Source organism: Lachnospira eligens, assembly GCF_009680455.1.
Lineage (GTDB): Bacteria > Bacillota > Clostridia > Lachnospirales > Lachnospiraceae > Lachnospira > Lachnospira eligens_A.
On the sequence record NZ_WKRD01000004.1, the window covers coordinates 35,950 to 60,618 of the forward strand.

Consider the following 24,669-nt stretch of genomic DNA (forward strand, 5'->3'; position numbering starts at 1 on the left):
GATATAATTATACTGTTATTATGTTTGGCAGCTTTGCAAAGCTGCCAATTTTTTTGTCTGTAATAATAGTTGCTTCGTTAATACTTCCAAATGTTACTGCACTTGTTTCTCCGAATTTGGAACTGTCTGTAAGAATATATTTGAAATGACAATGTGCAAATGCTGTTTCTTTAACAAGTGCTTCATTAATATCAGGAGTTGTGAAGCCTGATTTTTCAGTTATTCCATTAGTTCCAAAGAATCCTTTATTAAAATTCATTCTGTCTATAGTAATAATTGCCTGATTACCAACGACAGCTTCAGTTATTCCTTTAAGTTCTCCGCCAATAAGTATTACTTTAAAGCCTGCAATTGCAAGTTTTCTTGCATGTGTAACAGCATTAGTTACATAAGTTGCGGTTTTCTCTTCAAGATAATCAATAAGATATTCTGTGGTAGTTCCAGCATCGATATATATGAAATCATTAGGTACTACAAGTCTTGCAGCATACATTGCAATTTTTTTCTTTTCTTCTGTGTTTACATCAGCTTTTTGTGAAACGGATAATTCGGTAGTAGATACACCATTGATCTTTTCAACAGCTCCTCCAAATACCTTTGTAAGCCGACCCTGTTCATCAAGTGTATTAAGATCACGTCTTATTGTTGATTCAGAAGTATTAAGAATGTCTTTTAGTTCAGTTACGGTAATGCTTCCTTTTTCAGATAGCAGATTAAGAATTATTTCGTGTCTTTGTTCTGTAAGCATATTGTTATAACTCCTTTTCCATAAAATCTTTTATATCAGTAATGTTTTTATAATGTGCAAGCGACCACATGAGTTTCATTGTAAGGTTTTCAATTGTCATGGATTTTCCATTTATGACATTTTCCTTTGTAAGATTACGACCGACTTCATATATCTCCCAATTAACACCTTCATAGAGACATTGTGTTGTAACAACAACACATATACCATTAACTGTAAGTCTGTGAATGTGTTCTGTAATATTATCTGGCATTCCTCCGATGCCAAAACCCTCAATAATTACGCCTCTGCACGATGAATTAAGATAATCAAAAATATTATAATTCATTCCAGGAAAAAGTCTGATAACTGCTATATCAGTACACATATCAGTTTTGATATGAAAGCCGTTGTCTGATGTCATAATATTTTGAATTGTATTAATGTTATATTTAACGATATTGTTTCTGATTGCTGCAATATATGGAAAATTAATACTTTCAAATGCATCAAAACTTTTCGTCTTGATTTTCTTAGCACATGTTCCTTTTATAAGTTTTTCAGAAAATGCAAGAAATACTCCAGAAATGTCTTCACATGAATAAATAAATGCATTTGTTAAATTCATGACTGCATCAGTTTTTTCCACATCAATGGGTAACTGTGAACCGGTAAGAATGACAGGCTTTGAAAGATTTATAAGCTGATAAGATAAAGCAGCTGCAGTGTAAGCACATGTATCTGTTCCATGTGTTATAACAAATCCATCATAGTCATTGTAATTGTTCATAATGCATTCTGAAATGGAACTAATGTGAGATGTATCCATATTACTACTATCGATATTCATTAATGATATTCCGGTAACATGGCACTTTTGCCTGATTACCGGAATATAGTCAAGTAAAACATTAACATCAATTGATGGCGTAAGACCATTGCCATTATCTTTTGAAGCAATTGTGCCGCCAGTAGCTATCAGTAAAATATTCTTCATTTTACCTTCTTACCTTCTCCATTAAAATAATCTTTTAAAAGTTGTACAACGGTGTTTGAAAGCAGGAATACTGCTATTAGATTAGGAATCACCATAAGTCCGTTAAAAGTTTCAGCAATGCTCCACATCAGACCTAAATTCATTGTTGCACCAACTACAGCAACAAGTGAGTAAGCAGCCATGAATGGTTTAGTTGCTTTAGGACCCAAAAGAAATTCTATGCATCTTTGTCCATAGAGTCCCCATCCTATAACTGTTGAAAAGGCGAAACAGCACATTGCAACAGCTGTAAATATTGATACCCACCCTCCATATGTAGATGTAAAACCTGATATTGTAAGTTCTGCACCAGCAGCCTGACCATATCCTACCGGAACACCACTACATAATATAACAAGAGCAGTCAGTGTACATATTACAATTGTATCTACAAATACTTCAAATATTCCGAAAAAGCCCTGCTTTACGGGTTTACTTGTATCAGCACATGCATGTGCAATAGACCCGGTACCAAGACCGGCTTCATTAGAAAAGATGCCCCTTGATACTCCTTTTTTCATACTCATAAAGAAGCTTCCAACTGCACCACCAGTAACTGATGCAGGAGAAAATGCACCTTGAAATATTGATTTAAATACAGCAGGAACATTATTAATATTAACAAGTACAACTCCGATGGCAAGAATTATATATAACACGGCCATAAATGGTATGAGTTTTTCTGTAACTCTGCCAATTCTTTTTATTCCTCCAATCATTATAAGTGCAATAAGAATCATAATTATTATCCCAATTATAAGATTAATCATATGAGTTGAATCGGCAGATATAATATTATAATTAATTAATGCTGAGTCTAGAGCGGCTGTTATTGTATTTACCTGTGTTGCATTACCTGTCCCAAATACGGTGAGAACACCGAGTGCTGAGAATAAATAAGCAAGCCAGTGCCAGTGCTTCTTAAGACCATTTTTAATATAGTACATCGGACCGCCAACAAGCTCACCATTATTATTAGTTTCTCTGAAATGTACAGCAAGAACCACCTCGGAAAATTTAGTACACATTCCAAGTATTGCGGATATCCACATCCAGAATACAGCCCCTGGACCTCCAATTGCAATTGCTCCAGCAACTCCGGCTATATTACCGGTACCTACAGTTGCTGCTAAAGCTGTACAGACAGCTTGAAATGGCGTAAGGGCGCCGTCAGAAGCTTTACGCTTCTTAAGCATGCGCCCGATAGTTATTTTCATTGCATAAGGAAATTTCCTTATCTGGATAAATCTGGTTTTTACACTTAAGACAATTCCTACGCCGATAATACATATCATTGCAGGAAGTCCCCAGATAAAGTTATTGATTACGCTGTTTATTGATTCAATTGTTGAAAGCATTAATTAGTCCATCCTGTTATATAGTTGTCATTATATGTTATTTTTTTCTTGACCCAAAGAATTTAGATAGCAGCCCTTTTTCTTTTGTATCAGAAGATTTATCAGATACCTCATCTATAGTAGTATCTGTTTCATCAGTATAATTAAATGTTAATCCTGTTAATTTACTGAATTCATAAAGGACAGAATCATATGCTGATTTGGCTGAATCATAATCAGCTTTATTATAATCACTTCTTGTTGCTTCATAATTTAATTTATAGAATACTTTAGAAAGCTGGTTACATATGCTGTTGCTTTGGGTATATGTATAATTGGCTTTTTCATATTCTGTTTTAGCGTTGTCATATGCAAGCTTTAATGATTCAGAAGTACGTCCTTTTTCATTAGAATTAGCCTGGGCTTTACCAAGTTTTTCTTCAGCTTCATGTAGTTTAAAGCGTATCTGATTGATGTTTTCTTTTGTCTGGTTGATTTTCTTGTGGATATTCATCTCATCTGCAAGAGCATCTTCCATTGCTTTTTTCTTAGCTTCTTCATCAGCAATACATTTGTCAAGTTCATCCTTAACCTGAGGCATATTTGCTGCAGCATTCTGTTGTGCAGCAATGACTTCATCGTATTGTGCTTTAGCGTTCTCATATTCAAGCTTTGCATTATTAAGAACAGAAGCTGAATCCTCATCTAATGCTTCAAGTTTTTTTATATGATCTTTGGCATTGTCAATATCATTAAGAATTTTATCTACACTTTTTCTGGCATTTTCATATTCTATATTAATTGAAGAGGTTGTAGAAGTTACTCTGTTATATTCTTCTAATAATGCATCAGCTTTCTGTTTATACTGTTCATAGATTTCATATGCAGCAGCAACGGCTTTGGCTGTTTCGTCATATTCAGTTTTAGAGCGATTTACCATAGCACGCTGTGTATTAAAATTCATTTTTATTGATTCAGCATTCTTTACAGCTTTTTCGTATTCTGTCTTAAGACCAGGAACTACTGCTTTTCGTGTCTCTAAAGTCGCAGCTGCATTATCGGTGGTTGTTTTTGCTTTGTTATAGGCAATTTCTGCATTATTAATATCATCCTGAATAGATTTCAGGCTTAGCTGATAAAGATCTGTTCCATTTAAAAAATCCTTTTCAGTAAAGAATGGTTTCTTAATAATATGCGACATATCTGATATGTCGCATTCACATATATCAATTCTGTTATCAGAATTTTTTTTGCATTCACATGAATAATTAGTTTTATCAGAGATCCCATTTTTTGTGAAACTTACCGGTATATAGGCAAGTCCAGATAATCCCTTAAGATTAACAATCCATTCTCCAAATGATATGTCTTTGTAATCATGTACTGTCAGATTATAAAGAATCAGGTGCTTGCAATAATCCTGAATATCTGGATTATTAATTGTAAAATCAGTTATTAATGAAATGCTCTTTTCTTCAGCTCTAAGATTATCAAGCACAGCATCATAGTCATTATTGTGAGAATCTCTGCCAATATCTACCTGCGAGTTATATTTTTTTTCTTTAGCAGCTTCATCATTGACAGCATTGTCATATGCAGTATGTGCTTCTTCTAATAATTTTGCAGCATCTTCATATTCTTCTTTTGCATATTTCTCTGCGTTAACAGCTTCATCATACGCCGGCTTAAGGCGGTTTCGTGCCTCTATTGTACGGTCATATGCAACTTTTTTAATTGTTTCAATTGAATGAATCTGTTCATAGTCTTTTTTCTTATCAGCTTCTTCAGCCTCTGCTTTTTCAAGCATCGTCTTTCTGCCTGATATTAATGAAGAATTACGATTGTATTCTTCCTGTAAATCCTGAATAGAAGCTACAGCCTTATTATATTTATCTTCCAATTCTTTAAGCAGGGCTTTTGCTTCGTCTATCTTATCCTGTGATTTATCAGCCGCATCAATATACTCATCATATACGGCTTTTTTTGCATTGAGATTCTCTTCTACTTTGCTGATACTGTCTTTAAAAGTATCAGCTTTCTTTTTTATATTATAGAATCTGTCTCCCATTTCAATTGTCTTCTGTTTAGCCGCAGAATGAACTTCTGATGCTTTTTTAGAAGCTTCTTTAGCATTATTAATCTCATCATTAAGTGACAAAAGGGATGCCTCTGCTTTATTCAATTCAACTTTTATAAGATCAACCGAAAGTATATATTCATGAATACCAGAATTATCTGATGATACTGTGTTGATATTATCATCATAATCTTTCTTTGCATCTTCAAGCTTAGCTTTACTATCGTTAATCTTCTGTTTAAGGACAGATAAATGTGCTTTTGCTTTAGCAACGTCCTGTTCAGCTTTTGTTATAACAGCGAAATTGTTCATAAAAACACCCTCTTTAACTATATTGTTATTTCATTATCATAATGAAGAAATACTTATTTAAGTGCATCAGCAAGCTGGTCTAATGCAGGAATATCAGTTTCTTTAAGAACTGATTTAATTGTGACAACAGGTTCAACAATTGTTATATTTTTCATTGTTTCAAGTATGTTTCGCATTGTTTTTGCAGCTGTAGGTGCCCATGAGCCATTCTCAATAAGTCCTACTGTTCTGTTCTGGAATGCTTTTGCCTGAAGGTGATGAAGGAAATCCTGCATAATTGGGAATACACCTGCATCATAACTTGCGGCAGCCAGAACCATTCTGTCATATCTGAATGCATCTTCTACTGCCTCAGCAATATCACATCTTGAAAGGTCAGTAATAACAACATTATCAACGCCTTTGTTGCGAAGCATTTCTGCAAATTGTTCGGCAGCATATGCAGTATTGCCATGAATTGAAGCATAGGCTATAAATACACCTTTGCTTTCTGGCTGATAACTGCTCCATGTGTTATATAAGTCAAGGTAATATCCGAGGTTATCTGATAATACAGGACCATGTAATGGACATATAGTCTTAATATCAAGTGCCGAAGCTTTTTTAAGTAAGGTCTGGACAGGAGCACCATATTTACCAACTATGTTAAAATAATATCTTCTTGCTTCACATGCCCAGTCCGCATTCTCAGTAAGCGACAGAGCCCCAAATTTTCCAAACCCATCAGCTGAGAACAGAACCTTCTCACTGCTTTCATAAGTTACCATAACCTCAGGCCAGTGAACCATTGGCGCCATGACAAAAGTAAGAGTGTGGGAACCAAGATTAAGAGTATCTCCTTCTTTAACAGTAAGAGAATTCTTAATGTTAATATTCTCAAAGAACTGGTTAATCATTACAAATGTCTTGGCATTACCTACTACAGTGATTTCAGGGAAAAGTTCAATAAGTCTGGCAAGGCTTCCAGCATGGTCAGGTTCCATATGCTGTATAATTACATAATCAGCATTCCTTCCATCCAGAGCATTAAGAAGATTGTTTTCCCAGTCTTTCATTCCACGCTTGTCGACAGTATCCATAATGGCTGTTTTGTCATCAAGAATTACATATGAGTTATATGAAACACCATCTGGAACAGCATACTGGCTTTCAAAAAGATCTAATGTTGTATCATCAACTCCGATGTATTTTATTTTATCTGATATATTCATAATTAGTACCTCACTTTCTGATTCTGAAATTATTAAATTGTATAAAATCAATTGTTATAAGTATAACATTTATCTGACAGAAGTTAAATGGTAATTGTTTATAAGAAATCATGATTTTATTATGCTTTTTTAATAAAATCAACTTGTTATTATTTTGTCATAGTGGTAAAATATAGTCAACTTTTAAAAGTGAACAATTTTATATTTATGGAGGCGTTTTTATGGCACAGAGATTTATTTTGAACGGAACTTCTTATCATGGAGCAGGTGCAATTCAGGAGATTGCAACAGAAGTTAAGTCAAGAGGGTTTAAGAAAGCATTTGTATGTTCTGATCCTGATCTTGTTAAGTTTGGTGTGACAGCAAAGGTTCTTAAGGTTCTTGATGATAATGGTTTTTCTTATGAATTATATTCTAACATCAAGCCTAATCCAACAATTGAGAATGTACAGACAGGTGTAGAAGCATTCAAGAATGCGGGAACAGATTACTTAATCGCTATTGGTGGTGGTTCTTCTATGGATACAGCCAAGGCAATCGGTATTATAATCAACAATCCTGAGTTTGCTGATGTAAGAAGTCTTGAGGGTGTTGCTGATACAAAGAATCCGGCAGTTCCTATTATTGCAGTTCCTACTACAGCTGGTACAGCCGCAGAAGTTACCATTAATTATGTTATTACTGATGCAGAGAAGAATCGTAAGATGGTATGTGTAGATCCTCATGATATTCCTGTTGTTGCTGTTGTAGATCCTGATATGATGTCAAGCATGCCTAAGGGTCTTACTGCTGCTACCGGTATGGATGCTCTTACACATGCTATTGAGGGTTATATTACTGCTGGTGCATGGGAATTGTCTGATATGTTCCATCTAAAGGCAATTGAGATTATTGCCAAGAGTTTAAGAGGTGCAGTTGATAATACTCCTGAAGGAAGAGAAGGAATGGCTTTAGGTCAGTACATAGCTGGTATGGGATTTTCTAATGTAGGTCTTGGTATTGTTCATTCTATGGCTCATCCACTTGGAGCACTTTATGATACACCACATGGTGTAGCTAATGCTATTATTCTTCCAACAGGCATGGAGTATAATGCACCTGCTACTGGTGAAAAATATCGTGATATTGCCAAGGCAATGGGTGTTGAAGGCACAGAAAAGATGACTCAGGATGAATACAGAAAAGCTGCTATTGATGCTGTTAAGAAGCTTGCTGCTGATGTTGGAATTCCTGCTGATCTTAAGGATATTGTTAAGCCAGAGGATATTCCATTCCTTGCACAGTCAGCATATGATGATGCATGCCGTCCAGGTAATCCAAGAGAAACAAGCGTAGAAGAGATTACAAAGCTTTATGAGAGTCTTATCTAAGTAATATATGTATATGTAAATAATAAACCGCGGTATAGTAAATTGCTATATCGCGGTTTATGTATATTATTAATTTTCTGTCATATTAATAAACATTACATTTAATTCTGGTAAAGATCTTTTTAATGATACAGGACAGCCTGATGTATCAAGGAAGCAGTGTTCACTTTCGCCAGTACATCTTACTTCTCCAGTCTTTTCATCAATCACAGTATATTCAAGCGTAATCTTTACACCATTGTATTTAATAACCTTGACATTAATAATAACAGTATCATAGTAATGAGTCATAGACTTATATCTGGCATTAACTGATAATACAGGACTTATTATTCCTGATTCTTCCATTTTCTTATAGCCAAAGCCATTTTCTTCAAGAAGAAATGACCTTGCTTCCTCAAACCATCTTATGTAATTAGAATGATGAACTATTCCCATCTGGTCTGTTTCATAATACTGAACCAGATGTTTGTATGGTTTATATATCATAATATCCCTCCTGACATGTTTCTGTATAATCCACAGTTATGAATTTTATTCATTGTGTAATTATAGTTATTCAGATACATTTTTGTCAATTTTAGAAAGGTTGATATTAATTACATTATAATTAGCAGCTACATTTATTACATTGTCAGCTATTATTTTATCATATCTGTTCATCCATTTTCCTGTTACTCCAGTGTATGAAGCAACTTCATCTTTAGATGCTCCTCCCATTAGCATATAGCTTATAGCTGCATGACGAAGTGTCTGCATGGTATAATGCTTTCGTAATTTTTTGGCTTTCACAAGTTTATCTGTGTATGAAGCAAGAAGACGTTCTGTATCGCGCATTTTAATACGGTTTTTTCGTATATTTGTAAATAATGCGCCGCTCTGTATATTTTCAGCCACAATATATGTATCAAGAATTGTACCAAGGTCATCAGGTATAATAAGAAATCTGCTTATATGATTCTTTGGTGGCATATTAATACATAGGTGCCCTGTCTGATTTCGGCATATATATTCTTTGTTCAGATTACATATTTCCTGATTGGTAAGCCCCATCTTAATTACAAGTGAAAATATTAAAAATGCTTTATTGTCATTGGCATCTAATGCCGCACTCAGAAGATTATCAATTTCTTTAGTATCAGGTATTGCATCTTTTGGCAATATTTTATCCTGTTCTGGAAGAGACATACTTTCAAAATAATTAACATATCGTTTGCCATGATTAATAGTATAAGTTTCTATAAATGTGCATACAGATTTCATAACTGAAAGACGCATTACTGCAGTATTATATGACAATCTGCCAGAGTTAACTTTCTCTATAAGGTTGTTGTAATAATTCATTGCATCTTTTCTTGTTAATTTAAGTGGGTCGTGTCCTGTTAATTTATCAAAGCTACTTATAACATTCCAATATTCTTTTCGTGTTCTTGCACGTAAATTTGTCTGGAAATATATCCATATCTCATCTTCGAATTTTGCTGAAATCATATGTTATCCTTTCTCAAAAGCAGTGGTGTGGTATAGTTTGGTTATATATGACGACATATGTCTAAATCACATACAAATAATATCATCCCTCCACCAAAAAATCAAAACAAAATAAAACAAAAACCAAAATAATTAAGAAAAGCTTCCTGACTGAACTCAGTTCACATTTGCTTTTTATGTCGAAAGTCCGTATAATGTATTTATATTTATATTGAAGGAGTTAATATGGAACAGTATTCTAGGCGATTTATAGAAGAGCTTGCCAAGCATATCAACCCAACGATTCTAGAATTTTTCAATAAAAAGAAAAATCTGATGAACTTTCCTACTGATAATGCTGCAGAGCTTATAGACGAAACATTGATGGAGTATCTTGAAGGTAAAACGAGCCGTGAAGATTTAATGCCTATTATTAACAAGATTAAAAAGTCGCGTCTTCAGAAACGCGCCAGATGGTATAAGGCATACAACAATGACATTGATAATATGAATCTTGATGATCCCAAACATCCTCTCGCCAGTTTTATTTCTCTGGCCAGATCATTAAGACCTGACGAGTATGCCAAGCTTTATGGAGATAAAGAACTTGATGATATTATCAAAGATAAAAAAGAAGCTGCTAATAAATGGAAGAACGATTCCGGAAGTCTTCTGATTGATTTTCCAGGACTCTACTCTTTCACTAATAATTCAATATATAATTCTCTTAAGAATGATCTAATTATAAGTGCATGGAAGTATATAGAAAGTGAACTTGCTGGTAACATTGATTCCTACCTAAGAATGTATCCTGTTGACCTTGTTGATAAACCATTATTCAGCCCATCTTCTTTTACTCTGATGATGGAAACAGCTTCCAATAATTTGTTAAAGGAAATTATCACAGATGATGATGGAGATGAACTGTTAGAGGTCACTGTTGATAATGGTAAGCTGACACCACCAAAGTCTATGGATACTGATGACCTTAAGCTGGTTAATGCATTTATCTCTAATATTAACATGCAGGAGTTCTCTAAGGAGAAATCTGTTATTGTTGATCTTAATACTCTGGGTAAAGAGGTTGTAGATTATCATGTAGGTAAGAACGTTCTTAACAAGATAAGTAATTCCTGCCGTAAACTTGTAGAGTATAACTTCTCTTATGAAGCTGAAGGCAGTAAGATATATTTCAACCTGTTCGATAATATTGTTATTAAAGAAGATGCTGAACGCCCATATGCCATAGCACAATTTGGAGAAATTCTAAGCAACGCAATTATTCAGAAGAAGCTTATCTCCATTACTTCTGCTTCTTATGATGTTCTTGATAATAATCTTTCAAAGATTATATGCTATGCGATAAAGCGTGAACAGATTGCTAATCAGGAAACAAGAGTTAATGAATACAGTTATACATACTTCCAGAAGATTGTAAGATTCAAGTTGAAGAACAAAAAGAAGAATCTGCAGCTTATCCAGGAAAGTCTTCAGGAGTTTGTTGATAACCATATTGCAATAGAAAAGTTTGAATTAAAGAATGGTGTATTTATCATAACTTTCCTGCCGTTGTCTGATGCTGAAATAGAAGATCTTAATTCTGACAATGATAAGAATGACAAAGGACTGTTGATTGACACCCTTGGATAAATGTCTACATTTTCGTATTTAAAAAATTGATGTAGAATACTGAAGGATAATTGATTAATTTCAATTATCCTTTTTTTATTTGCCTCAACCATGCGATTTATTCACATTTTGTCGTTTATTTTTATTTTTTAGTATAGAAAATGTGCTTTACTCCCCTATTTAAGGCATTTTAATAAAAATAAACGAGATAATTGATATTCCCGTGTAACCTGCTTCTAAAAAATGTAGATAAATTTGGAGTAAATCAGTAATACATCACTATCAGAATGTAGATATTTTTGGAGTAATTTAATGAAATGTAGATATTTTTGGAGTAATTTAATTCATTTTTATAAAAAAATCGCCCCAAAACTATGCTTAATGATATATTAACACTACACAAAGAAGTGTTTTTCTACATTTTTTTTTCAAAAAATCATTGTCAATGTCTACATTTTTGGCTTAAATACTAGATATTCGGGATTTATTGTCTTTATATATAAATCAATAACACCCAAATGTAGATAAATTTGGAGTAAAACATACAAAATATGTAATTTGAAGTCTACAAAAAAAAATCACAAGAAATTTCGTAGATAAAAACGGAGTAAAACAAGTATCTTTTTAAAAAATGTAGATAAATTCAGAGTAAAATAATATGAAAATAAATATAATGTGGACAAAAATGGAGTAAAAAGGCAAATTTGATTTTAGCCCCAAATACTGTTAAATTATGGGCTAAAAGGGGGTGAAATGTTTGGATAATTTTGCGAATATTGGCAAAGCAGCTATAATCCAGTCTTTAGGTATTCAGAAGAATTACACAGAAGTAATTGAAACTACTGTAGATGCCATTGATTATAGTAATACAGCTTGTTCAACATGTAAATACAAAGCTATCATCAATACATTTGATGAAAATAGCAAGCCTTATGCTGATGCCTGTGCTTCCTGTGCAAGTTGTCCACATAAGACATTAATCCAGAAGAACGTGTATAAAAAAATCTACCATAATGAAAAAAATCGTTATGGTTACAGACCTATGCTTAAGGCTAATGCCATTAAACTGTTTTTGTTATTGCATTTTTATCACCCTGATAATAACGGAATTGTATATAATCTGGAAGCATGTGAACTTGCGTCTGTTATCGGGTGTAATGTAAGAACTATATGGAATAATCTTAAGGTACTTGAAGAATATACATATATCTCATATTCAAAGAATGAGTATGGGCTTATTAATGTTATCCTCAATGATTATGAAAATTATTACCTTCCTGCCAATAAAGGTGGGCGAGGTTTTCTTGTCATGTCAAAGGAGTTGCTAACAAAACTTAATTCAACAGATTCCCTGGTATCACTCCGTATCTTTATAAGGGAACTTTTAAGTCTTGATTCTCCTGAATTAAAAGGTGTTGCAAGTGTTGATTACAAGAACATACGCGATATACGTAATACGCTTCCATCTTACTGCAAGCCTTCGGTTATTAAAGCAAAGCTTACGAAAAACTCCGATATATTCAATGTTACATTCAAAGATGATGTTGTCCGGTTTGAGATCGATAAAGCATATATCCCAAAGAACCAGAAAGCTTATGTACATGAGGAATATGTAGGAATCCTGCAGAATTTTATATGGGAATTTAATCAGAATGTTGCTTATGTTAATTCCGGTGAAACTGTTTCTGCAAAATTCAGCTCATTTTTTAATATTAAAACTTCAGTTGCTTCTTATAAACTTATGAAGCTCACTGATATTGAAATTGATGATATTGCAAGTCTTTCCTTACACTATTCTTATGAAATTGTGATGAATGCTCTCTCTGTCGTTTATAAAGAATATTATATGTACGAAAAGACTATAAATAATCTTGCAGGTCTTATGTCGACAATAATTCGAGCTCAATTTAATAATCTTAAAAAGGCTGCCTGAAAACAGTCTTTTTTCTGTGTCTTTTTATCAAAACTCTTCATAAATTATCTAAAGATTCTTTCTCACCCCTTACCTGATTTTCGTTTCTTAAGTTAAATATATGTCATTTATTAAAAATTATGATAAAAGTTATTATAAAAAGTGGCAATAATGACTAATATATTAATAATTTATGGAAAAAAAACGACGATAAATGACTTAAAAAAGACTAAATACTTAAAATAAAAACCTTTTTCTGAAATAAAAATTCTTATAAAAATACAAAAAGACTTTTTTAAAAAAAATTATATGTTTGATTTAAATAAAAATTCATCATTTCTGAAAAACATATACGTCTTAATTATCCTCAAAATCAGTAATCATCTGTCTTTGCAGATTTCTCATTTATCAATATATGTTAATTTGTTAATAATATATATATACATTTATATAAAAAAGACGGATATTAATGCATAAATAGTATTTCATGCATAATATCCGTCAAAAATTGACTTTGTAATTTGACCAAACAACGATTTTTATGATGTCATAATACAAATATGTATCTATATCATAAAAAGTCATATATGGTCATATTAAAGGTTGTCAATTAAATCAACAATTCTGTCCTTTAAAATTTCAACACGTATTTTTAATTCCGCATCGTTTTTTATGATTGATTTATTATTTTTTAATACATCAAAATTATTTTCTAATAAACTAAGTGACTGTTCCAGTTTTGCAATCGAATTAATTCTTTTAAGTTCAGAATCGGAGATTGAAGTCTGACGTTGTTCCTTTTCCTTCTGCTGCTGCTTAAGTTTTTCAACCTGAGCTTCCATCTTTGCTTTTTCACGTTCTGCTTTTTCTTTTGCTTGCATTGCAAATTTAACCATCTCGTCCTTATCAGGTCCTTTTTCTGTAGAGTTACTATTGCTTTGAAAATCATTTATTCTTTGTTCCAGTAATTCAATTGTATGTTTCTTATCTTCTATTTCTTTTGTAGCAGAATCAAGCTGCTTTTTATACTGTCTCGCTTCATCTGCTCTTTCTTCAGAAAGTTTCTTAATAGATTGGAATTCAGCATTTTCAATTGTACCGTTTTTCTGAATAATTGAAAGTATTGTCTTCTGAGCATCTTCATCAAGTTTACCAAATTTATCAGCCTGATTAAGATCAATGCCATTAGAATTAAGAAGTTCAGATAATTCTGGAATCAGTTTTTCTGCTGTTGTGTATTTTCTTGCCTGTCGTTCAGATATGTTAAGCTGGCTGGCTATTTCAGCATGAATATTCTTAATTTCACCTTTAAGCTTCTTGGCTTCATAAAGCTCTAATAGTCTGCTTACTTCCCATCGCTTCACTTCCATGCTTGATTCTCTAACATCATGATTTGCAGAGATAAGCATAATCTCTTCGTCAATATCTGATATATCGGATTTCTCTACTTTACAAGGAATTCCTGCAGGAAAATTATCACGATATTCTTTATCTGTCATCTGGCATATAGCATGGTATCTTCGTTCACCAGATATAAGACGATATTGATCTGTTTCTGCATCATATAAAACTGAAAGGTTATGACGGAGGCCATTAACAAGAATACTTTCTTTAAGTGCTTCTATTCCGTCTTGTGTATACTGTTCATTCTTAGGATTAGGAATAATCTTATCTTTTGGAATATATTTAAAATTGTATTGTGTCTTAGCTTGGATTTCTCTGAGTTTTTCTCCACCATCATTATTAAGTACACCAGATTTTGTTGATCCAGCACTAAAATTTTTCTTAGCCATATTACTTCTCTCCTTTCAGATATTTTGCAAGCTTGCGGTAATGAGCTGTGTCCATAAGTCCAAGATAGTTTACAAGTTCAACGTAATCAAGAGATGCAGGACACTTTTTATCGTATGATAATAATGGTTCAAATGTCGTATTTGATTCATTAACAGCTATACAGTTTCTGATAGATATTGGAAGAAATCTATCACCGAACATATTTTCATAACTCTCATACATCTGTCTGAAAAGAGTTGTTCTTCCTGCCACCCTTGTCATAAAGATACCGGCAAATTCAATACTTAAAGCATATTTATCGTTTAGTTCTTCTATAGTATCGAAAAGTGACATAAGACCATCATACGAGAAATTATCTACACAAATTGGAGTAATAATCTTATCACTGGCACACATTGCACATGATGTTAGATATGATTTGAACGGAGAATTATCTATAATTATGTAATCAAACTCGTCCTTAATTAAATTCAAGTTATAGCGTAAATATAATTCAACATTAATCTCTTTCATTTTGTCATATATTTTGTAAATAAGACTGTTAAGTTCTCGTGATGCTGTAAGTATAGAAATGTTTTTATATTCAGTTTCAGTTATGTAGCTCATTACTTCATTTTTATTTTTTTGTTTTTCACAAAACAGACGTTCGTAATCTATATCTGGATTAGCTTCTGCCTGACCATACATTTTGGTTGTATTCATCTGTGGATCAAGGTCAATAAGCAATACTTTGTATTCTGAGATAGCAAGAATCTGTGCTATTGTAATTGCTGATGTTGATTTGCCTACTCCACCCTTTTCATTAATCAAACTAATTACTTCTGTCATAGTTTTTCCTTTCGCATATTAATATAAGTTTATTATACAACATTTTGGTTTCTTTTCAATTGCTTTTAGAAATGTTTTTGAGAAATATTTGAACTGAGTTCATTTTTTGACATAATTATACTTTTTATAATAACTTTGCACTAAGTTCAATAATTAATATATGGATTAATTTTTAAGATAGATATATTATATCCTGAAATTTATGTCTTAATTAATAATTATATAATAAAGATTTATTATATAAAAAATTATATAAGACAAGATAAGTAAGAACACAAAAGATATTATTAAAACACTTTGAACTGAGTTCAAATTATATTTATAATATAAAAGTGCATAAAATATTATTACTCAATAAAATTTGAACTCAGTTCAAAATATAACTAAATACTGGTATATTAAAAAATTATATAAAAAATGAACTGAGTTCAAATTTTATATAAACACAAGTAGGTCAATAGAACATGAGTTCTGCATGTTTCATGTGAAACATTATTACTATATATAGTATTTGAGGGAATCTGTAACCACAATTCTTTATTACATCTCTTGAGTTATTGTAATTGTGACTGTATAATTAACAAAAATATTGAATAAAAAACAGATTAATGAGGTTATTATGGTATTTAATCATACATACAGAATTGGACTTGAAGATTGCGGGAAAGAAAATGAAGCTACTAACAAAGCAATTCTTACAATTCTTGAGGATATTGCAGGCTTACATTCAGCAACAGTAGGACTTGGACTCAATGAAATTAATAAAACAGGCTGTGCGTGGGTGATTTTGAAATGGCAGGTACAGATTATCAAGCGTCCAGAATATAATGATGAATTAAATGTTTATACATGGTCAACATCTGCAAATAAGCTTTTTGCTGATAGAGATTTTAAAGTGCTTGATAATAATGGTGAGACAGTTATTATTGCAACTTCACGATGGATATATATGGATATTAACAAAAGAAGACCAGTCAGAATAACCGCTGAAATTATGGATAGGTATGAATCTGAGCCAGAAAGACGTGTGTTCTCAGAAGAAATTACTAAAAATGAGATTCCCGATACAAAATATAAAGAGATTTCGTATAATATTTTAAGAAGAGATGTCGATTATCTTGGACATATGCATAATATAAGTTATCTTGATGCGGCATATGAGATTATGCCAGAAGAATACTTTAATGGTCCACAATTTAACTATATAAGTATCGATTATTGTAAAGAATTATTGAAAAATGACGAAGTAAAAGCACATTTTTACCGAATTGACAACGGATGTATAATATCATTAAATACGGAAAAGATAAATTCAGTAATTACACTGAAATATTAGCGAAAGACAGTTATATAAAACTGCTGGAGTCCAGTATATATTAGTTATATTGGGGATTAGCTGTTTTGAAAGGAGTATTTTTATGAGTTTGATTAATAAAGAAAAGGTTTTAAATGGTGTAGGAAAGGCTGTAGATGTTACTAACAAAGCAGCAGATAAGGCTTCTTCATTTGTCAAAGAAAAGGAAATTGACAAGAAAGCTATGAAAGCTGCGAAAACTGCCGAAAAAGGTATCAAAATAGCAGGAAATAAGATTGGAGAGGTTGCAGGAGAAATCGTGGCAGGTTATAAAAGTAAGGCGGGAGGTACTTCTTCAGGTACTTCTTCTACAGGCAGCACAGCACCAGATATCATTGTAGATGCCAAAGATATTAAAGAACATGTAAGTGATGAGGAATAGTAATGCAAAGTGATTTTTCACAGGGAAAAGTCTGGAAAAATGTTATTAATCAGGCAATTCCGCTTATGGTCGCTCAGCTTATACAGATTCTGTATAATGTTGTTGACCGGATATACATTGGGCATCTTCCTGTTATTGGAAGCAATGCTTTAACAGGAATAGGGCTGGTTTTTCCTATTACAACACTTGTTGCGGCATTTACAAATCTGTTTTCAACAGGTGGTGTGCCGCTCTTTTCTATGGCAAGAGGAGCAAAAGAAGAAAAGAAAGCGGAACTTATACTAGGACAGGTTGTATCATTGCTTTTTGTTACATCGCTGGCACTTATGGCGTTATGCTATATATTTAAAAGACCAGTACTGTTCCTTTTCGGAGCAAGTGAAGAAACTTATGTATATGCTGACCAGTATCTTAAAATATATCTTCTGGGAACGATATTTTCAGTGCTTTCAACGGGACTTAACGGATTTATTAATGCACAGGGATATCCTAAAAAGGGCATGATGACAGTTATGCTTGGTGCAATTATTAATCTCATTCTTGATCCAGTGTTCATATATGGGCTTCATATGGGAGTTTATGGTGCAGCAATAGCCACAGTAATAAGCCAGGGTGTGTCTTTTATGTGGGTTTTAAGCTTTTTTATGGGAAAGAAAACATTTTACCATATAAAAGAGGAAAATCTGATTCTTAAAGCAGGGATGGTTGGAAAGATTACATCTCTTGGAATATCAGGATTTGTTATGCAGGGAACTAACTGCCTCGTACAGGTTGTATGTAATAAAATGCTGTTTATGTATGGCGGGGATATGTATGTAGGAATTATGACTGTAATTAATTCAGTCAGGGAGATTCTTTCTGTTCCCGGTAGTACGCTTGGAAGTGGTGCACAGCCTGTTCTTGGCTACAATTATGGTGCAAAGCAGTATGAAAGAGTCAGAAAAGCAATTAGATTCACGGCGGCAATAGGATTTTTATACATGCTCATTGCGTGGCTTACTGTAATTATATTTCCGAAAGAGATTCTGTCGGTATTCACGACTGATAAGGCTATGATAGTTTTAGGAGAACATGCGTTAAAGCTGTATTTTTTTGGATTCTTTTTTATGTCATTCCAGTTTGTGGGACAGTCGACATTTACAGCACTTGGCTGTGCAAAGAGGGCGGTATTTTTCTCGATATTCAGGAAAGTAATTATAGTTGTTCCGCTTACAATTATTCTTCCTATGCTTGGACTTGGAGTTGAAGGAGTGTTTATTGCCGAGCCGGTATCTAATGCAATAGGCGGTCTGGCAAGCTTTACAACAATGTATTTTACACTTTACAAAAAACTGCCGGAATAGTATTCTAAAGACAATGATAGCAAAGGTGCCATCGCTTCTGTATAGGGAGCGGTGGCTTTTTTAAAATCTTGGAAAGAAGGATAATTTATGGATATATTTGACATAATAGGACCTGTGATGGTTGGTCCGTCAAGCTCACATACAGCAGGTGCTGTCAGAATTGGTTATATTGCAGGAAAACTTATGGGAGAGCCAATTGCAAAAGCAGAAATCCTTTTATATGGTTCGTTTCTGGCAACAGGAAAAGGACATGGAACAAGAAAGGCGCTCGTTGCCGGACTTCTTGGAATGAAACCGGATGATATGAGAATTCCGGACAGTTTTGAGATTGCTAAGGAGCATGGCATAGAGGTTGCTTTCGGAGAATCAGCATTAAGAGATGCACATCCGAATACAGCCCAGATTTTCCTGACATCTGTAACTGATAAGAAGCTTGAAGTTGTTGGTGAATCACTTGGAGGATCACGAATTAATATTGCTCAGATTGACGGAATATCTACGAATTTTTCAGGTGATTATCCGACAATTGTTGTGCATAACATGGATCAGCCTGGACATGTTGCAGAAGTTACATCAATGCTTGCACACAAATCAGTTAATATTGCTGCCATGCAGTTGTACAGGGCTGGCAGAGGCGGCAATTCAGTTATGGTGCTTGAGTGTGACCAGGAAGTGCCAGAGGAGGGAATTAACTGGTTAAGACATGCAGAAGGTGTTGTCAAGGTGACTTATCTTGGCTTGGAATAATCATAATGCAGAATTTGATTAGCATAATTATTGGTGAAAAATGGAGGATTTATGGCAGAATATCATTCAATCAGTGACCTTGTGAAATTAAGTATTAATAATAAGCAGGAATTATGGCAGGTTGTTCTTACGGGACAGGCACATGACAAGCTTATGTCTGAAAGAGATGTATTTGCACAGATGAAAAAGATGTATCAGGCTATGAAGAGCGCAGATGAGCAATATGACCAGCAGTTGAGGTCACCAAGTAAAATGGCTGGTGGTGATGGATATAAAATGCGCATTTATAATGAGTCTGGCAGAAATATATGTGGTGATTTTATTGGTGTGGTTATGGAAAAAGCATTAAAGATGGGGGAATCGAATGCATGCATGAAGAGAATTGTAGCAGCTCCTACAGCAGGTTCATGCGGTGTTATTCCAGCTGTATTACTGTCTTATGAAAAATGTTTTGGTGTTACAGAAGATGAATGTGTAAAAGCGTTATTAATTGCGGCAGGAATAGGTGCGGTAATTGCTGAAAATGCATCTATTGCAGGAGCAGCAGGTGGCTGTCAGGCAGAGATTGGTTCGGCAAGTGCAATGGCAGCGGCGGGACTGGCTTATATGCAGGGAGCAGATAGTGAAGGATGTGCAAATGCCCTGGCACTTGCTTTAAAGAGTATGCTGGGGCTGACATGTGATCCGGTTTGCGGATTAGTTGAGGTTCCATGTATAAAGAGAAATGTTTCTGGGGCAGTCAACGCAATTACGGCGGCACAGATGACAATGGCAGGTATAAAGAGCGTAATTCCTGCAGACGAGGTTATAGATTCCATGAGAAGAATCGGTAATGATATGCCGGTATGTCTTAAAGAAACAGGTGAAGGGGGACTGGCAATAACACCAACTGCAAAAGTGTATAAGCAAAAGTTAAATAATATTGACAACTAATGTCACAAAAGTTGACGAAAAACTGACAAAAAATACTGTTTTTTTTAAAAAAATGGCAAAAAATCTGTTGATTGACAAAAATAATATGCTATAATATAGATGATTGTAAAAGAGATTGAATTTGTTTGAATGAATTTGAATGATTTTACAATTAACATTACACACAGATATAAGGATAACTCCATAATTCCTTATATTTGACTATATTTCTATCCCCTCTACTCATCCCCGGTTCCCCCAGAACCGGGGAAGTTTTTTATGTGCGGATAGCGAGAAGAATATAAAAATGCGCTGTAATCATGCTTGCATGAATTAAAACATTTTTCTACATCTGCGCATCAGTATATGCTATAATTACACAATATGTTTACATTCAGATAATATTGGCTATGAGTGAATAAATAATCAGAGGATGGAGTTAGTTATGACACGAAAAGAACTTAATGAAATTAAATCACAATATACATTAGAGGACTGTGGAATATTAAGGTTATGCGGCTGTTATGTTGATGGCGAGCGAAATAAGATAACACAGTTTAATGAGAATTTTCTTAATCTTCCGGAAGAGGAGAAGCATAAATATTTTGATATATTTAAGAAGACTCTTTCAGGAACACCAGGAAAGAATCTGGTTGATATGAAGTTTAATGTCGATGCGTATGCTGATGAGGGCGCAAGAACATTTTTAATGAACTTAAGAGACAGCGGACTTAAGGATGACAGACTTCTTAACGAATTCTATGACAGGATTATCAATAATTACAGCTATGTTGGTAATTATCTGATTCTTCTAATTAATCAGGTATATGATATTCCGGCGGTTACTACTGATAATATAGAGATGGATGATGCATCTGATGAGGTTTACAGCTACATTTTATGCAGTATATGTCATGTAAATCTTTCTAAGCCGGGGCTTGGGTATGATGAGGAGGACAATAATTTCCACGATAAGAAGCAGAATCATATGGTAGATGTACCGGATGTCGGATTTCTGTTCCCGGCATTTAATAAAAGAAGTGCAGATGAGGATATGACTCTTTTCTATACTAAAGATGTCAGTGAGTTTGAGGACGGGCTTATCGACTGCCTGCTTGACTGTGCGGTTCCGCTTCCTGCAAAGCAGCAGAAGGAAACATTTACATCACTTGTTAATGAGGCACTTGGTGAAGAGGCTGACCTTGAGATTGTGAAGAATATTCATGAGAATCTTGAGCAGATTATAGAAGAGAAGAAGCAGGAAAGTCCGGCACCGGTTATGCTTGATAAAACTGAGATGAAGGACCTACTGGAAAAAAGTGGTGTTAAAGAAGAAAAACTCGAGAATTTCGAGGAGCACTTTGAGATGGCTGCCGGTGAACATGGAAAGCTTGTTGCATCAAATGTTTCGTCTGGTAAGAAATTTGAAGTGAAAACGCCGGATGTTGTCATAAAGATTAATTCAGATAAGACAGATATTGTGAGTACACAGGTAATTGATGGAAGACAGTGCCTTGTAATTCAGATTGACGAGAGACTTGAGGTTAATGGGATTTCAGTTAATCCTGATACAGGTGAGGTTATAGACAGAACCGCTGACGGATATGTAGAAGAATGATGATGGAGGATGAGTCTGTATGACATTGAAGAAGTTGCTGCATAATTTCAATGGGCATCTGCACACGGTTAATTCCCACAGAAGGCTGGTGAGAAAATACTGCTTTAAGCTTGAATTATACAGGCAGGGAATGATGCATGATTTGTCAAAATATTCGCCATCGGAGTTCATACCAGGGGTTAAGTACTATCAGGATGGACATAGAAGTCCTAATAATGCCCAGCGTGAAGATGAAGGTGTTTCAAAGGCTTGGCTGCATCATAAGGGTAGGAACAAACATCATTTTGAATACTGGATAGATTACGATGTCGATGGTAACAGCACTATTCTTGCAGGAATGAAAATGCCTGTGAAATATGTTGCTGAGATGTTTTGCGACAGAGTTGCAGCGAGCAGGATATATAATAAAGACAAGTACAAAGATTCAGATCCATTGGATTACTATATTAAGGGGCTTGGGCATTATATTATGCACCCGGAAACAGATGAACTTCTTCACAATCTTTTGAAGATGCTTGCTGATAAAGGGGAAGAGTATACATTTGCATATATAAAAGCAAATGTGCTTAAGAAATAGAAAAAAGGCGGATTTTAGCAATTTTTTGGTGAAACTTTAATATTTTGACAAGAAAAAGGTTTCTAAAATTGGTGTAATAGTGTATAATTTAAAGAACAATATGAACAAGAAAATGTTCTGGTGAATAATTTAATAAGAGGAAAGGGAGGTCTTATAATGGGGAAAATGCATACTAAGGCCGAAAGAACTGAAAAAGTTGAAGAGATTAAGGCTGAGAATAGGAAGAAGGTAAAAGAGATCAGGGCAAAGAAGAAAGAGCTTGATGCTGAGGTTAAGAAGAAAGCCAGACAGGTTGCCGCTGATAGAAAGAAGAGAAGAGCGGGTATTACATTCAGACTGTTTATGCTTGCTATTGTACCGGTAATTGTTATGGTACTGGGGCTTATTACAACTACAGTATTCAGTCTTAAGTCAGGACTGGAAGAAGAGGCCATGGATGGACTAGAACTGTTAAGTGGGGCAGTACAGAGTTCTTATGAGGATATTAAAGGCAACTATGAATATAAGAACGGTAGATTATTCAAGGGTGGCGAAGAATTGACTATTAAACCGGCTGCACTTGATATATATGTCAAGAACTCCAAGAATGATGTCCAGGTTACACTTACATATGGAACCAAGAGAGTTCTTACAACGCTTACTGATAATAAGGGAGCAAGATTAACGGGAACAGATATATCAAGTGAAGTGTGGGATGTAGTTAAGACGGGAAAGACATATAGAGATACTAATTATAAGGTAGATGGAAAGAGATACTGTGCAGTATATGTGCCACTAAAGGATAATAACCAGGTTGTAGGATGTGTATTTGCAGGACAGCCTACATCAGATATTACAAACTATATAATGCAGAAGGTTGGAACAATGCTTATAGTTTCTGCAGTAGTACTTATATTAGTAGGAATTGTGGCAACATTTATAGCACAGAGTATTTCAAAGTCGATTAAGAGAGCAAGTGTATCTGTAACGAAAGTTGCCGGAGGAGATCTTACAGTAGAGGTTGATAAGACTGTACTTAAGAGACAGGATGAAATCGGAGACATGGGCAGAGCCCTTGAAACTCTTATAATTAAGTTAAGAGAAATTGTTGGAAGTCTTGCGAAGTCTGCAACAGATCTTGGTGAGTCAGGTAATTCAATTGACTCTATGGCTTCACAGTCAAGTGTTGCTGCAGGAGAAATCAGTACAGCAGTAGAAGAGATATCTAAGGGTGCAGTATCACAGGCAGAAGATATTGAGACAGCAACTAATGAAATTATGACAATGGGTGAACAGATTACTCAGATAGTTAATAATATTGCTGACCTTACAAAGACATCTAAGAACATGGAAGAAGCCGAAAGTGCTTCACAGGATACAATGATTGAATTAAGTGATGCAGTCCAGAGAACTACTGATGCAGTTGCAAGAATTGCAAAACAGATAGAGACAACTAATGAATCGGTAGATAAGATTGGCAATGCTGCTTCACTTATTGCAGATATTGCAAGCCAGACAAGCCTGTTATCACTGAATGCTTCTATTGAATCTGCAAGAGCAGGAGAAGCAGGAAAAGGATTTGCAGTTGTTGCATCAGAGATTCAGAAGCTTTCATCACAATCTGACAGCACAGCAAGTAAGATTCAGGAGATTATTACAGATCTCCAGAATGATTCGAAAGAAACACTTGAGGTTATGAGAAGTACAGAAGTTCTTGTAAGAGAGCAGTATGAAAAGCTTGCAGCAACTAAGGAAAGATTTAAGGAAGTTGGTAATGGCATTAATGTTTCAAAGCATGGAACAGATGTTATCAAGGGAAATGCACAAGTATGCGACAGTTCAAGAGTTACCGTTGTTGATGTAATATCTAATCTTTCTGCTATATCAGAAGAGAATGCTGCTTCAACACAGCAGACAACATCTTCTATGCAGGAGCTTAATGCAACTATTAATATTCTTGCAGAAACAGCAGCTAAGGTTAAGGAAGTATCAGACCAGCTTAATGAAGATATGAAGTATTTTAAGATGTAATCAGAATAAAAATTACCGGTTAA

20 protein-coding genes are annotated in these 24,669 nt (G+C 34.3%); 11 read left to right on the plus strand and 9 right to left on the minus strand.

The genetic code is table 11. From position 1 onward, the window contains the following. Nucleotides 1–7: 7 nt before the first annotated feature. The 5 genes from GKE48_RS05760 to GKE48_RS05780 are packed head-to-tail and all read right to left on the minus strand — an operon-like array spanning nt 8 to nt 6,700. Nucleotides 8–748, minus strand: a complete 741-nt coding sequence (locus GKE48_RS05760) for a DeoR/GlpR family DNA-binding transcription regulator (protein ID WP_055287517.1) — start codon at nt 746–748, stop codon at nt 8–10. A gap of 4 nt (nt 749–752) precedes the next feature. Further along, nucleotides 753–1,724, minus strand: coding sequence for an asparaginase (locus GKE48_RS05765; RefSeq protein ID WP_022097151.1), 972 nt, complete (start codon nt 1,722–1,724; stop codon nt 753–755). Continuing rightward, nucleotides 1,721–3,121 (minus strand): alanine/glycine:cation symporter family protein, encoded by a 1,401-nt coding sequence (locus GKE48_RS05770; RefSeq protein ID WP_022097152.1) that lies wholly within the window; start codon nt 3,119–3,121, stop codon nt 1,721–1,723. Before GKE48_RS05770 ends, GKE48_RS05765 begins: the two co-directional genes overlap by 4 nt. A 37-nt stretch (nt 3,122–3,158) precedes the next feature. Continuing rightward, entirely contained in the window at nt 3,159–5,489 is a 2,331-nt protein-coding gene (locus tag GKE48_RS05775) for a coiled-coil domain-containing protein (protein ID WP_154300631.1), read from the minus strand. 53 nt (nt 5,490–5,542) lie between these two features. Further along, nucleotides 5,543–6,700 carry an FprA family A-type flavoprotein gene (locus tag GKE48_RS05780; RefSeq protein ID WP_022097154.1) on the minus strand — a complete coding sequence of 386 codons (1,158 nt, stop codon included), beginning with the start codon at nt 6,698–6,700 and terminating at the stop codon, nt 5,543–5,545. Between the two features lie 221 nt (nt 6,701–6,921). Here GKE48_RS05780 and fucO point away from each other — a divergent pair, with 221 nt between their 5' ends. Continuing rightward, nucleotides 6,922–8,070, plus strand: coding sequence for a lactaldehyde reductase (fucO, locus tag GKE48_RS05785; protein ID WP_022097155.1), 1,149 nt, complete (start codon nt 6,922–6,924; stop codon nt 8,068–8,070). Nucleotides 8,071–8,139: 69 nt separating this feature from the next. Here fucO and GKE48_RS05790 read toward each other — a convergent pair whose 3' ends face one another. Together GKE48_RS05790 and GKE48_RS05795 are read right to left on the minus strand one after the other, a co-directional pair. Next, nucleotides 8,140–8,559: an acyl-CoA thioesterase gene (locus GKE48_RS05790; protein WP_154300632.1), complete on the minus strand. Its 420-nt coding sequence runs from the start codon at nt 8,557–8,559 to the stop codon at nt 8,140–8,142. Nucleotides 8,560–8,625: 66 nt separating this feature from the next. Next, nucleotides 8,626–9,561: a tyrosine-type recombinase/integrase gene (locus GKE48_RS05795; RefSeq protein WP_154300633.1), complete on the minus strand. Its 936-nt coding sequence runs from the start codon at nt 9,559–9,561 to the stop codon at nt 8,626–8,628. A 225-nt stretch (nt 9,562–9,786) separates the two neighbouring features. Between GKE48_RS05795 and GKE48_RS05800 the strand changes: the two genes are divergently transcribed. Then, a complete protein-coding gene (locus GKE48_RS05800; RefSeq protein WP_022097158.1) occupies nt 9,787–11,190 on the plus strand; it encodes a hypothetical protein in 1,404 nt (467 codons plus the stop codon). A 727-nt stretch (nt 11,191–11,917) separates the two neighbouring features. Beyond that, nucleotides 11,918–13,102, plus strand: a complete 1,185-nt coding sequence (locus GKE48_RS05805) for a hypothetical protein (protein WP_334296464.1) — start codon at nt 11,918–11,920, stop codon at nt 13,100–13,102. Between the two features lie 575 nt (nt 13,103–13,677). Here GKE48_RS05805 and GKE48_RS05810 read toward each other — a convergent pair. Together GKE48_RS05810 and GKE48_RS05815 are read right to left on the minus strand one after the other, a co-directional pair. Further along, nucleotides 13,678–14,874 carry a ParB/RepB/Spo0J family partition protein gene (locus GKE48_RS05810; RefSeq protein ID WP_154300635.1) on the minus strand — a complete coding sequence of 399 codons (1,197 nt, stop codon included), beginning with the start codon at nt 14,872–14,874 and terminating at the stop codon, nt 13,678–13,680. Between the two features lies 1 nt (nt 14,875). Then, complete coding sequence (locus tag GKE48_RS05815) at nt 14,876–15,703, minus strand: ParA family protein (protein WP_154300636.1); 828 nt, start codon at nt 15,701–15,703, stop codon at nt 14,876–14,878. A gap of 619 nt (nt 15,704–16,322) precedes the next feature. On the opposite strand from GKE48_RS05815, the gene GKE48_RS05820 reads away from it, so the two are divergent. The 8 genes from GKE48_RS05820 (at nt 16,323) to GKE48_RS05855 (ending at nt 24,646) form a co-directional block, all read left to right on the plus strand. Further along, a complete protein-coding gene (locus GKE48_RS05820; protein WP_154300637.1) occupies nt 16,323–17,039 on the plus strand; it encodes an acyl-[acyl-carrier-protein] thioesterase in 717 nt (238 codons plus the stop codon). Nucleotides 17,040–17,121: 82 nt separating this feature from the next. Beyond that, the gene (locus GKE48_RS05825) at nt 17,122–17,439 is read left to right on the plus strand and encodes a hypothetical protein (RefSeq protein ID WP_118264745.1); all 318 of its coding nucleotides are present in this window, start codon (nt 17,122–17,124) and stop codon (nt 17,437–17,439) included. Between the two features lie 2 nt (nt 17,440–17,441). After that, entirely contained in the window at nt 17,442–18,782 is a 1,341-nt protein-coding gene (locus tag GKE48_RS05830) for an MATE family efflux transporter (RefSeq protein WP_154300638.1), read from the plus strand. Nucleotides 18,783–18,869: 87 nt separating this feature from the next. Beyond that, a complete protein-coding gene (sdaAB, locus tag GKE48_RS05835; RefSeq protein ID WP_154300639.1) occupies nt 18,870–19,529 on the plus strand; it encodes an L-serine ammonia-lyase, iron-sulfur-dependent subunit beta in 660 nt (219 codons plus the stop codon). 51 nt (nt 19,530–19,580) lie between these two features. After that, nucleotides 19,581–20,462 carry an L-serine ammonia-lyase, iron-sulfur-dependent, subunit alpha gene (sdaAA, locus tag GKE48_RS05840; protein WP_055214141.1) on the plus strand — a complete coding sequence of 294 codons (882 nt, stop codon included), beginning with the start codon at nt 19,581–19,583 and terminating at the stop codon, nt 20,460–20,462. A 424-nt stretch (nt 20,463–20,886) separates the two neighbouring features. After that, a complete protein-coding gene (locus GKE48_RS05845) occupies nt 20,887–22,059 on the plus strand; it encodes a DUF4317 domain-containing protein (protein WP_243083482.1) in 1,173 nt (390 codons plus the stop codon). A gap of 19 nt (nt 22,060–22,078) precedes the next feature. Beyond that, nucleotides 22,079–22,636: a DUF5662 family protein gene (locus GKE48_RS05850; protein ID WP_154300640.1), complete on the plus strand. Its 558-nt coding sequence runs from the start codon at nt 22,079–22,081 to the stop codon at nt 22,634–22,636. Nucleotides 22,637–22,792: 156 nt separating this feature from the next. Further along, on the plus strand, nt 22,793–24,646 hold the full coding sequence (locus tag GKE48_RS05855; RefSeq protein ID WP_022097169.1) for a methyl-accepting chemotaxis protein: 1,854 nt from the start codon (nt 22,793–22,795) through the stop codon (nt 24,644–24,646). Nucleotides 24,647–24,669: the final 23 nt, after the last annotated feature.